9 protein-coding genes and 2 tRNA genes are annotated in these 11,223 nt (G+C 57.0%); 3 read left to right on the forward strand and 8 right to left on the reverse strand.

Translation table 11 applies throughout. The features are described from left to right. Window positions 1-80: 80 nt before the first annotated feature. Window positions 81-1,016 carry an acyl-CoA thioesterase gene (locus HMPREF2891_RS04485; RefSeq protein WP_070664015.1) on the reverse strand — a complete coding sequence of 312 codons (936 nt, stop codon included), beginning with the start codon at window positions 1,014-1,016 and terminating at the stop codon, window positions 81-83. A 112-nt stretch (window positions 1,017-1,128) separates the two neighbouring features. On the opposite strand from HMPREF2891_RS04485, the gene HMPREF2891_RS04490 reads away from it, so the two are divergent. After that, a complete protein-coding gene (locus HMPREF2891_RS04490) occupies window positions 1,129-1,383 on the forward strand; it encodes a PTS sugar transporter subunit IIB (RefSeq protein WP_070664016.1) in 255 nt (84 codons plus the stop codon). Between the two features lie 109 nt (window positions 1,384-1,492). Next, window positions 1,493-3,640, forward strand: a complete 2,148-nt coding sequence (gene malQ, locus HMPREF2891_RS04495; protein WP_070664017.1) for a 4-alpha-glucanotransferase — start codon at window positions 1,493-1,495, stop codon at window positions 3,638-3,640. 106 nt (window positions 3,641-3,746) lie between these two features. Here the strand turns inward: malQ and HMPREF2891_RS04500 are convergent, their stop codons facing one another. The 6 genes from HMPREF2891_RS04500 to HMPREF2891_RS04525 form a co-directional block, all read right to left on the reverse strand. Next, the gene (locus HMPREF2891_RS04500; protein ID WP_070621116.1) at window positions 3,747-4,208 is read right to left on the reverse strand and encodes a PTS sugar transporter subunit IIA; all 462 of its coding nucleotides are present in this window, start codon (window positions 4,206-4,208) and stop codon (window positions 3,747-3,749) included. Next, window positions 4,208-4,453 carry a PTS sugar transporter subunit IIB gene (locus HMPREF2891_RS04505; protein ID WP_070621115.1) on the reverse strand — a complete coding sequence of 82 codons (246 nt, stop codon included), beginning with the start codon at window positions 4,451-4,453 and terminating at the stop codon, window positions 4,208-4,210. Before HMPREF2891_RS04505 ends, HMPREF2891_RS04500 begins: the two co-directional genes overlap by 1 nt. Before the next feature lie 132 nt (window positions 4,454-4,585). After that, window positions 4,586-7,135 (reverse strand): aminopeptidase N, encoded by a 2,550-nt coding sequence (gene pepN, locus HMPREF2891_RS04510; protein WP_070664018.1) that lies wholly within the window; start codon window positions 7,133-7,135, stop codon window positions 4,586-4,588. 186 nt (window positions 7,136-7,321) lie between these two features. Continuing rightward, complete coding sequence (locus HMPREF2891_RS04515; protein ID WP_070664019.1) at window positions 7,322-9,322, reverse strand: M13 family metallopeptidase; 2,001 nt, start codon at window positions 9,320-9,322, stop codon at window positions 7,322-7,324. A gap of 131 nt (window positions 9,323-9,453) precedes the next feature. Continuing rightward, window positions 9,454-10,041: a PepSY domain-containing protein gene (locus HMPREF2891_RS04520; protein ID WP_070621112.1), complete on the reverse strand. Its 588-nt coding sequence runs from the start codon at window positions 10,039-10,041 to the stop codon at window positions 9,454-9,456. Between the two features lie 89 nt (window positions 10,042-10,130). Continuing rightward, window positions 10,131-10,204 (reverse strand) — tRNA-Pro (locus HMPREF2891_RS04525). A gap of 102 nt (window positions 10,205-10,306) precedes the next feature. Between HMPREF2891_RS04525 and HMPREF2891_RS04530 the strand changes: the two genes are divergently transcribed. Next, a tRNA-Gly gene (locus HMPREF2891_RS04530) sits at window positions 10,307-10,380 on the forward strand. A 568-nt stretch (window positions 10,381-10,948) separates the two neighbouring features. Here HMPREF2891_RS04530 and HMPREF2891_RS04535 read toward each other — a convergent pair. Then, a partial coding sequence (locus HMPREF2891_RS04535) for a glycerol-3-phosphate dehydrogenase C-terminal domain-containing protein (RefSeq protein WP_315940655.1) occupies window positions 10,949-11,223 on the reverse strand: 275 nt, incomplete at its 5' end.

Below are 11,223 nucleotides of genomic sequence, written 5' to 3' on the forward strand. Positions count from 1 at the left end.
AAGGGGCAGAGGAAACCGCTGTACAGAAAACAAAAGTTTGGACGCGCAAACTTCGTTGCTCGTTTACTGTGGTGAAACACTTATGAAACGGGTGGGACTTCAAAACCCCAGCTTGAGGGCGCGCAACCTTCTTCGGGAAGGCGAAGCATTGCCTCTTGCATGGCCTCAGCAACAAGCTCGCCGCTCTCGGTAAACACGCGCACATGTCCCGTGGCACGCGCGCCGTTTGCGGACGGGGATTCTTGGTCGTAAAGCAGCCACTGGTTGATGTCGAAATCTTGGTGGAACCACATTGCGTGGTCGAGGCTGGCTAGCGCGAGGCCGGGAGTGAGCCACGATAGGCCGTGGGTGCGCAGTGCGGGTTCCATCATGACTTGGTCTATAACGTAGGCCAGCAGAGCGCGCGAGATCAGGGGAGTGGTACCAGTTATTTCGGCGCGCGGTTTCATCCAGAGCTGTTGGCAGCGGCTCTTGTTGGGCGAGGCGTTGATATACAGGTTCTCTTGGACGTGTCGCACGTCAAACGCGGCGGTTTTACCCAGGAACTTGCCAACCGGGTGGTTAAGGGAGCGGAAGTATTCGAGGGCGGAGATAAGCTCTTCCGGGCCGGGAACATCCGGGATTTGCGAGGAGTGTTCAACGCCGGATTGGCGTAGCTGGAAACTGGCCATGAGGGTGAGTAGGTCGCGCCCGTCTTGCGTGGCGCTCACCTGCCTGGAGGTGAATGAGCGCCCGTCATGGGTGCGCGCCACTTCGAAGCTGATGGGACGCGCTGGGTCTCCGCCGCGCAGGAAGTACGCGTGTAGCGAATGGGGTGGTCGCTCATTATGATCTTCGATTGTTGCGGCCGCGGCCAGCAGGGCCTGGGAGAGCACCTGCCCGCCGTACACTCGATTCATCTGCGGCAGTGAATCGGCCTCGAAGCGATCCTTATCGCCGCCGCGTAGCTGTAGCACTCGCAGAACGGAGGCGAGGGGTTCGCTGGTGATAGTGGGAACGCCAATCGGAGCAGTCATAGCCCTTATTCTTTCGTGAATCTACGCGGCCTGCACGTCATCTGGTACTTTTGCCACTTCCAATTTGTAATCTGAGACACTATCATGTGAGTCGGGTTACATGTGTGGAGGAATGAAAGTGACGATTGCAGAGAAACTCGTTGAAGGGCTTGGGGGCGCTCAAAATATTGAGGACCTTGAGTCTTGCATCGTGCGTATCCGCGCCATCGTTTCGGAGCCGGCACTTGTTAGTGAAGCCGTGATACGTGAGACCAGTCCGATAGGCGTTGTGTCGTCGGGCCACTACGTGCAGATTATTGTGGGACCGTCTTCTGATGTCCTCGTGGCTGAAATGAACGAGACCATTAAAGCAACAGCGTTTTGCTAGACGTTTCGCGCACTTACCTTCCCGAGGGGGGGGTAGGTGCGCAATAATTTTGGGCCTGAGCGTTATCAGACTAAAATTGGTGTGATACCCACCGCACCGGGAGTTTTCAATGACGCAGCTTTCATTCGACGTAGCTAATATGGACCGTTTGCAGCACCTTGCCCAGCTAAATGGCGTGTCTACTAGTTTTTGGGATTGGCATGGCAACTTGCTGGATGTGAGTGCAGAAACGTTGATTACAACGCTGCAGGTGCTGGGCGTTGGTGTCTCGGACGCTCCGGATGCGGCTGAGTTGGATCGCTGCATTGCGGGTTTTGAGGACGACAAGTGGCTGACGGTTTTGCCGCCTACCACCGTGCTACGCGGCGGAAATTATGGCGAGCTGCTGGTGCATGTTCCCGATGGGGAAAGCGTAAGCGTTTCGGTGGTGTTTGAGGACGGCTCTGCGCGTGAGCTTCGCCAGGTGGACAATTGGGACCCTCCTCGTGAAGTGAATGGAGCTATGCGGGGCCGGGCAGCGTTTGCTCTGGAGACGGATTTCCCGCTGGGTTATCACAAGCTTTACGCGCATCTAGGTAGTGGTGAAGAGGCTGAATCTCACCTCATCGTGGTTCCGAGCTCGCTAAATCTGGATGAGAAGCTCGCGGGTAAGAAGTGGGGCATTTCCAGTCAGCTGTACTCGGTTCGAGCTAACGATAGTTGGGGCATGGGTGATGCTCGGGTTTTGGCGGCCATGAACCGCACGTTTGCGCAGATTGGCGCGGATTTCCATTTGATTAACCCGTTGCACGCTTCGGCTCCTGTGGTGCCGATTGAGGCCTCCCCGTACCTGCCCGTTACTCGCCAGTTCATTTCCCCTCTTTACATTGCGCCGCGCCTGGTTGCCGAATACGCGGATCTCACCGATACTGCGAAGGCGTATGTGGAGGAGCTCAACGAGGCCTCGCGCACGGAAGATTCGGACCACATTGGTCTGATTGATCGGGACTCGTCATGGTCGGCAAAGGTGCGGGCGCTGTGGGAGATTTTCACGATTGGGCGCAGCGCGCAGCGTGAGGCTGAGTTCAATAATTTCATTGCTGAGGGCGGTCCGGCGCTGTACAAGTTTGCCGTGTGGTGCGCACTGGTGGAGCGTTACGGTCTACATCTGCCTGAGAAGTACGCGGATTCAGACTCGCTTGCGGTTGCCGCATATGCGGAGGCAAACAACAAGCAGGTGCGCTTCCACATGTGGATGCAGTGGATCGCTCGAAATCAGTTGGATAATGCGCAGGAGGTCGCTCTTGGCGATGGCATGAGCGTTGGCATCATGTCGGACCTCGCGGTTGGCGTGCACCCGTATGGTTCTGAAACATGGTCGCAGCCCGACTTGTTTGCGCGCGGCATGACGGTGGGTGCCCCGCCGGACATGTATTCCCAGCTTGGCCAGGATTGGTCGCAGCCGCCGTGGAATCCGCGATCGCTTGCGCAGGCTGGCTATGAGCCGCTGCGCCTGATGATTCGCGCGGCCGCGCGGTTCTCTGGCGCGATCCGTATCGACCACATTTTGGGCCTGTTCCGCCTGTGGTGGATTCCTAACGGTAAGACCGCGAATTTTGGCACGTACGTGAATTACGATCATGAGGCGATGGTTGGCGTCCTCCTGCTGGAGGCCTACCGGAATAACTCGATCGTGATTGGGGAGGACCTGGGCACGGTCGAACCGTGGGTTCGCGGGTACTTGAATGATCGCGGAGTGCTCGGCACGTCAATCCTGTGGTTTGAGCGTGAGGATGACGGTTCGCCGCGGCGTCCGGAGAACTATCGCCGCGACGTTCTAGCTGCTGTAAACACGCATGATCTTCCGCCAACGGCAGGATATTTGGAGGGTATCCAAACGTCGATCCGCGAGGAGCTTGGACTTCTTGTGGAGCCGGTGGAAGTGGTGCGTGCAGCTGATAGTGCGGAGCTGGAAATGTTCACCTCACGCATGATCGAGTACGGCCTGTTGGATGAGGAGCGCCGCTACGACGAACAGCCCCTGATCGACGCGTTGCACCGCTATATTGCTATGACGCCCTCACGCCTGCTGGTGGTGTCTTTGGTTGATATTGTGCGCGAGCGCCGCCCGCAGAACTTCCCGGGCACGAGCACGCAGTATCCGAACTGGCAGATTCCGCTGGGCGATGAGAGCGGCCGGGAGATCCTGGTGGAGCAACTAACGCCCGCCGCGCTGGCGCGGTTCGCGGATGTAATGAATGAGGCCGTCCATAGCTGAGTTTGATTAGTTTCTGAATTGTTTGATCCCACGCAACGCGTGGGATCAAACAATTTGCCAGAGCCTAAAGCGGGCCTCGGGTCGCTTTAGTCGCGGTTAGTTGCCGCTATCCGCTCTTGACGGTGTAAAGGTGATCCTCCCGGGCGATACTGTTGCCGGGTGAGGTGTGCATGGTCAGCATTTCTGCGGGCAGATCGCATGCGATGACGGATACGGAGGTGGACAGGCCGGCTTCTTTCGCAACGGCGGAGTCCCACCTGACAATGGCTTCTCCCTTGTGAACGGTATCGCCTTCGGCTTTTAGAACTTCGAAGCCTTTGCCGCGCAACTTGACGGTGTCGATACCAAGGTGCACGAGAATCCCAATGCCGGAGGGGCAAAACACGATGAAGGCGTGCGGGTGGACTTTGAGGAGCTTGCCATCAGTGGGGCACACCACGTCGTGCCAGCGTTCTTCCACGGGGGCTACGGCTATTCCTGATCCAACGATGCCCTGGGCGAGGACGGGATCATCGACGTCCTCGAGCGCAATTATGGTTCCGCTTAGGGGTGAGCAGACTTCCAGCATTACTGCAGGCGTCCGATTTCGTCGGCGATTTCGTCGGCTTCTGGACCCACTACTACTTGGACGACGGTTCCAACTTTGACCACTCCGAAGGCGCCCGCAGATTTGAGGGCGTCATCGTTTACCAGGGCGCGATCGCGAACCTGTACGCGTAGGCGCGTGATGCAGGCTTCGAAAAATTCGATGTTTTCTTTCCCGCCAAGACCGGCAACGATGGCTTCAGCCTGAGTCGCGTGTTGGTCGCTCATTTCCACTCCTATGCTTTGCGTCTCTATTTAGGATACTACGCGTCATCTTTCTGGATTGCTCGATTGGCGGGCGTGGTACAAAGCGGGCCCGCTTGATTGAGCGGGCCCGCGGTTGTCAGTGTTTACCTGGTGTCACAGCTGTTGGATAGCTACGGCTCGTTGCGCCTCCGAAATGCTTTCGGAGAGTAGGCGGACGAGGCCGGCGGGCGCGTCCTTATGCTCTTCAAGCCACTGTTGGCCAATGGCTACGACATCTACATCGTCGAGGCGGCCAGCAAGCGGCGTGGGGAAGCCCAGTGCCATGATGGACTGCGCGGTGTGCGGCGTGTTGGTGTTCCACACGTCCAGGGCGGTGTCGAAGAACTTCTTGGCGCCCGCTGAGAACAGCTCAGGCTTTGTGGAAACTCCGGCCCAGTATCCGCGGCCTGCGGCTATGCGCATGTCGTTGGAAAGGTCGGGGTTGTACATGAAGTTTTCGAACGCGGCGTCCTTGACGGCCTGGTCCGTTTTGGCGGCGCGGGCTTGAGTGGCCTTCTGCTCGCCGGTCATGGTGGCGTCTTCGGCCAGCATCTGGTCAATCTGGAGGTCCCCAGCAATACCGGCAGTAACGGAGGCGGTAAGGAATGCCCAACGTAGTTCTACATCTAGGTCAAGTCCCATCAGAGTATCTTCGCTGCTCCGCAGGTGCTCGATCGCTTCGCTCTGCTCTTGCGTTGTTGCGCGCCGGGCAGCGGCGAAGGCAAGGAGCCTCTGCTGGTCCGAGCCAGACGAGGCTGCGCGCAGAAGTAGCAGCAACCTGCCTGCGACGCGCTCCAAAACCTCGCGGCGCTCCTCGTTTGACGTGTAGTAGGCAGCTGCGGTGTCCAGTTGACGCAGCCATAGGCCCATAACCGTGATGTCTTGTTCAACGGGTAGGGCAGCCATGACCAGGTCAATGAACTTGCGGGCCGGCATTTGCGCGTCGCGAACCATGTCCCAAGCGGAGGCGATAATGATCGACCTCGTCAAGGAATCTTCAAACTTATCGATGTTCGCGGTTGCGAACCGCAGGGAGTCTTCGTCCATGCGAATCTTCGCGTAAGCGAGGTCGCCATCATTCACCAGGATCAGCGCGGGGCGCTTGATTCCACGGGCGCTTTCAACGATGGTGCGTTCGCCTGCAACGTCGAGTTCTTCGTGGAACGTGCGTTCAATACGGCCATCCACGAGGTCGTAGCCGGCCACTGCCAGGCGGTGTGGGCGCAGGGAGGAGCCGGGGGTGAAGGTTTCTTGCACAACGGCAAGTTCGCCCAAGGTGCCGTCCTCGTTCAAGTTGAAATCAGGGCGAAGCAGGGTGACGCCGGCTTCTTCCAGCCAGACTTTAGACCAGGCTTCAAGGTCACGCCCCGAGGCCGCTTCAAGCTCACCCATGAGGTCGGGCAGGGTGGTGTTTTGCCAAGCGTGCTTTTCAAAGTATTTGCCGAGAGCGGCAAAGAAGTTGTCACGGCCAACGTAGGACACCAGCTGGCGAAGCACGGCCGCGCCCTTAGCATAGGTGATGCCGTCGAAGTTTACTTCCACGTCTGCCAGGTCGCGGATGGGAGCGACGATGGGGTGCGTGGTGGGCATTTGGTCTTGTCTCATGCCCCAGTCTTTGCGGGCCATGAAGCCGATCCACGCGTTCTTCCATTCCTCGGTGCCTTCGGCTAGGCACAGGTGAGACATGAACTCGGCAAAGGACTCGTTGAGCCACAGGTCGTTCCACCAGCGCATCGTGACCAGGTCGCCAAACCACATGTGGGCAAGCTCGTGCAGGATCGTGTTGGCTAGGCCCTCGAGCTCGGCTGCGGTGGGCTTAGCGCGGAAGATGTACTGGTCGCGGAAGGTTACGCACCCGGCATTCTCCATTGCGCCCGCGTTGTATTCGGGCACGAAAATCTGGTCGTACTTGCGGAACGGGTAGGGGCGGCCATATTCCTTTTCGAAGAAGGCAAAGCCCTTACGGGTTACGTCCATGACCCAGTCGGCATCAAGGTATGACTCAAGGGACTGACGGCAGTACACGCCGAGGGGGATTTCTCGCCCGTCGGTTGATACAAGCGATCCGGTTTTGCCAACGTACGGGCCGGCAATGATCGCGGTGATGTAGGAGGAGATTTGTTCGGTGGGGGTGAAGTCCCACCTCTTCAGCCCGTCCACGTCGTTAGGTACAGGCGTGGGGGAGTTGGAGAACACTACCCAGTCGGCGGGCGTGATCACGTGGAAGGTGAACTGTGCCTTCATGTCGGGCTGTTCGAACACGGCAAAAACGCGGCGCGAGTCTGGTACTTCGAACTGGGAGTAGCAGTAGGACTTGCCATCGGCCGGGTCGGTAAAGCGGTGTAGGCCCTCGCCGGTGTGCATGTAGCGGCATTTGGCTACCACGGTCACGCGGTTGCGGTCTTTTAGGCCGTCCAGGTGGATACGCGAGTCTTGGAATGCGGCGGTGTCTCTTTGCTCCCCATTTACTTCCAGCGAGTAGACCTCGTCGGCAATCAGGTCCAGGAAGGTTTCAGCGCCTTCGTGCGCGTCGAAGTCCACCACGGTTTTGGAGGTGAAGGTCTCGTCATTCTCAGCCAGGTTCAGTTCCACGTCGTAGTGGTAGACGGTTGCAATTTTTGATCTTTCTTCAGCTTCAGCGCGCGTCAGGTTTTGCCCTGGCATGTTGCCTCCTGTGTCCTGTTGGTTTGCAAAATCTGCGTGATGGATATTTATCACGTGTTCTACACAATTCTTACACTTTTTTACAAAATTTGCCCCGCCGAACATGTGTTTAGTGTTCAGCGGGGCAAATTTCGTGAGTTATGCGCGCTCCATCTGTGTGAGAATGAGACAGTGGGCGCGGGTCTGTTACCAGATTTCCACGCGTTCGCTGGGGTCTAGCCACATGCCGTCGCCAGGCTGGGTGTGGAACGTTTCGTGGAAGGCATCCACGTTGCGTAGCACGCCATTGCAGCGGAATTCCGAGGGGGAGTGCGGGTCGATGGCCAGCAGTTGCAACGCCCACTCGTCACGTGACTTGGAGCGCCAGATACGCGCCCACGAGTAGAAGAACTGCTGGGCGGCGGTCAGGCCGCCGCGCTCCTCATCGGCTTCGGTGCGCCCGGATTCTTCGAGGGCAATGTGGTAGGCCTTCCACGCGATGCCAAGGCCGCCAAGGTCACCAATGTTCTCACCGATTGTGAGCTTGCCGTTCACCTTGTGTGAATCGTCAAGCTGTTCGGGGGAGAACGCATCGTATTGGGCAATGAGGCTTGACGTGCGCTCTTCGAAAGCCTTGCGATCTTGCTCGGTCCACCAGTTGTTGAGTTTGCCTTCACCGTCATAGTGCGAGCCTTGGTCGTCAAAACCGTGGCCGATCTCGTGGCCAATAACGGCGCCGATCGCTGCGAAGTTAACCGCGTCAGTCTCGCTTGGATCAAAGAACGGGTTTTGCAAAATGGCAGCGGGGAACACGATCTCGTTCATCGTGGGGTGGTAGTAGGCGTTGACCGTTTGCGGGGTCATGAACCATTCCTTCTTGTTGACCGGGCCAGACAGCTTGCCGGCCTCCTCGTCAACGTGGAACTGTGCAACCGCGCGCACGGACTCAACCAGGGTGGCGCCAGGCGTGAGCTTTGAGTAGTCCTTCCACTCGTCCGGGTAGCCAACCTTGGGGGTGAATCCCGCTAGCTTTTGAAGGGCGCGCTCGCGGGTTTCCTCACCCATCCACTCCAGCTGCGAAATGGAGCGACGGTAGGCCTGAAGCAAGTGCTCTACCAGTTTGTTCATCTGCTGTTTGTATTCGGGTGGGAAGTGCTTGGCAACGTACTTCTTGCCCAGCGCCTCGCCCATGGCTCCTTCAACAAATGAAACGCCGCGCTTCCAGCGGGGGCGCTGCTCGGTGGCGCCGGTGAGTAGGCGGTTGAACTCGAACCCATTGTCAACAAACGCCTTAGAAAGGTATGCCGAACGCGCCTGGATGACTTTCGCGTACGCCCACTTCTTCAGCGTTTCCAAGGCGGTGTCATTCCAGAGGGAGGGGACCGCCTCAACGTAGGAGGGCTGGCGCACGTTAACGGACGTGTCACCGGCGGTGGGTAGGCCGGTGGCTTCCCACCAGGTGGCCCAAGGGTAGTTGCCCGAGCTTTCAGCGAACTTGCTGAACGTAGTGGGGTTGTTGGAAGCCACGGCGTCGCGGGTCTTCACATTGTCCCAGTGGTGGGACGCAACTTTGGTTTCGAATGCCAGCACGTCTGCGCCAAACGCTTCGCCCACAGCGCTAGCCCAGTCCTCAAACTGCGCATCGGCGGAGATGATCTCATGGGCCTTATTCAGGTAGGTGACCAGGCCTTGGCGTACGGTTTCGTACTGATCTTCGCGGTAGTAGGCCTCGTCGGGTAGCGAGATACCGCTCTGGTAAGTGAACACCGTGTAGCGAGCCGGATCATTCATATCCGCGTCGATGATGGCCTCGAGGATTCCTCCAACGCCCGTGGTAGCAAGCTTGCCCATCGTGACGGCAAGCTCCGCGTGAGTTTCTGCCTGATCAATGAGGGCAAAGTCGGGGGCCAGGGGCTTTGCGCCGAGTGCCTCCACGGCCTCCTCGTCCATAAACTGGCTATAGAGAGCGGCGAGTTTCTGTTCTTCTGCGTCCGCGCTGGCCGGGTCTAGGGCCTCGACGATGGTGTGAATGTGCTCTTCGGCTTCGTCACGTAGCTTGTAAAACGCGCCATCACTGGGACGGTCGGAGGGAATCTCATGTTCCTTTAACCACGTTCCGTTGGCGTGACGGTAGAAGTCTTCGGTCGGTTTGATGGACTGATCCATGATCTTCGGATCAGTCAGTGAGTCTGAATAAGAATTTGCCATGTCTCAACCTTAACGAAACTAGGCGGCTGGTGAATTCTTAAGTTTTGGTAATACTTATCCGCGTAACCCGCCCGAGTCGCTACCTTTCGTTGTGGGCAGACTGCGGGCGGGCTACTTGTTTTGGCGCCTGACTAGTCGTTTCTTACCTCTACAACAGAGCCAGACTGGTAGTCTAGGCGGACCTTCTTGTAGTCCTTGGCGTTAGCGTCGTCAAAGTCTATTTGCCAGGTGACAGTGCCGTTGTCTTCATCGAGCTCTACCTCGTCGATGTAACCGTCTGGGACGTCCGCTAAGGCCTTTTCGATCGCGTCGATCATGGGTATGGCCTGCGCAACGTATTTCTTGTCATCGCCATCAGCGTTGTCAGTTTCGTGTTTAGTGACCTTACCGGCCGCATCAACGTAGTATTCGATTTCGTTTTCGCCGTGAATAACGGTGACTTCCCACAGGCTCTTGGAGTCTTCACGGTCTAGGCTCACAGCCTTTCCACCAGATTCAGCTTCAACGGCCTTGATCGCGTCGATAGCGGTCTGGTTGTCGGCGAACGGGATGATATCGGAGGATGGATCGCCCGTAGTTTCAGTTGTCTCCTGCGCCTGGGTGGCTGTTTGCGATGGGGCCGTTGTTTGCGCTTCTTCATTCGAGATGGCAGTGCAACCGGTTAGGCCAAATGCGAGAGCGCTGGCAGATACTAGTGCGATGTACTTTGTTTTAATCATGCCAACAGTCTTTCGAACATATTGGGGTATCGCATCTTGAGGGTGGTGAAATGAGGAAGGTCCTCAACGGTTTGCTGAGGACCCAACTGTCGGGATGGCGGGATTTGAACCCACGACCTTCCGCTCCCAAAGCGGACGCGCTACCAAGCTGCGCCACACCCCGTGCCAAGAGACAATCATAGCGGGTAATGGCCTGCATTTCACAACTCGGGGGTTTTCCGGTAACATTTCCATTTGTCGAAGCGGTGAATGCCGACTTCGCCGCGCGAGTGTAGCTCAATGGTAGAGCCTCTGCCTTCCAAGCAGATAGTGCGGGTTCGATTCCCGTCACTCGCTCCACTTAGACGTCGGATTTGATAAGTACCCTTTTGCGTTAGCGAGTATCGCTTAGGGGGGGGCAAAATCGCTTGCGTTAGCGGGTTTGAGTTTTGCGTTACCTAGTATCGCGTTTTCCCTGTTCGGATAGGGTTTTGGGGTTTAACTCGCTAACGGAGATGGAAAATGCGCTTCTGTGACCTGGCGTTAACGGTGGATCAGTGGTGTTGGTTCTAGGTCAGTAAACTTAGAATGATATTGTCTTATTTCTCCTTTTCCTTTTGAAACTCAACCGCTAACTGACCTTTTTCTGGAATGCATTTACAGCTCAGTCTTGCATCCTTAGAAACGGCGCTGTCAAACTCCGCTACCAGGAATAATGTGGTTCCGGAACTTGATGGAAGATTTAAATGTGAATCATGGGCGCTAAAGCTATCGCTGCCTAGTTTACATTGAGTGAAGTCATAGCCGGTCTCGAGCAAGTCTTGAGAAGCGAAAAGGTAGAGAGGCTCCTAAGCACGTCTAAGGCCTTGAAGCGCACGCCTCCAAGGCCTTAGAGGCAGAGATTTAAAAGGCAAAAATCCCCACGGCTTTAACCGTCAATTTGCGGAGCCACATCAACAAATTCGGTTATAGGCACCGCCTGCTCACGTACCTTTTGAGCTTCGGCTTCGCTAACTATACCCTCCGCCTTTTCTTCGGCATCACACCGTGCCTTGTAGTTTTCTATCTCATGCGCCTTGGCCGCCTCGTCCCAGCCAAGAATATCCGCAGCTATTGTCGCAACCTCGTCAATAACAGCCAATCCGCGATCCCGATGCTCGTAACAGAGCCTGGTGCGGCGCGCCAGTAAGTCTTCCACATGCA

Origin of the sequence: Actinomyces sp. HMSC065F11 (genome assembly GCF_001813085.1) — a bacterium.
GTDB classification, from domain to species: domain Bacteria; phylum Actinomycetota; class Actinomycetes; order Actinomycetales; family Actinomycetaceae; genus Gleimia; species Gleimia europaea.

Excerpts from the sequence above, each read along its gene's own strand:
- HMPREF2891_RS04520 (WP_070621112.1), bottom strand. The coding sequence starts at position 10,041 with ATGATTAAAACAAAGTACATCGCACTAGTATCTGCCAGCGCTCTCGCA.
- HMPREF2891_RS04490 (WP_070664016.1), top strand. The coding sequence starts at position 1,129 with ATGAAAGTGACGATTGCAGAGAAACTCGTTGAAGGGCTTGGGGGCGCT.
- HMPREF2891_RS04485 (WP_070664015.1), bottom strand. The coding sequence starts at position 1,016 with ATGACTGCTCCGATTGGCGTTCCCACTATCACCAGCGAACCCCTCGCC.
- malQ (WP_070664017.1), top strand. The coding sequence starts at position 1,493 with ATGACGCAGCTTTCATTCGACGTAGCTAATATGGACCGTTTGCAGCAC.
- HMPREF2891_RS04515 (WP_070664019.1), bottom strand. The coding sequence starts at position 9,322 with ATGGCAAATTCTTATTCAGACTCACTGACTGATCCGAAGATCATGGAT.
- HMPREF2891_RS04505 (WP_070621115.1), bottom strand. The coding sequence starts at position 4,453 with ATGAGCGACCAACACGCGACTCAGGCTGAAGCCATCGTTGCCGGTCTT.
- HMPREF2891_RS04500 (WP_070621116.1), bottom strand. The coding sequence starts at position 4,208 with ATGCTGGAAGTCTGCTCACCCCTAAGCGGAACCATAATTGCGCTCGAG.
- pepN (WP_070664018.1), bottom strand. The coding sequence starts at position 7,135 with ATGCCAGGGCAAAACCTGACGCGCGCTGAAGCTGAAGAAAGATCAAAA.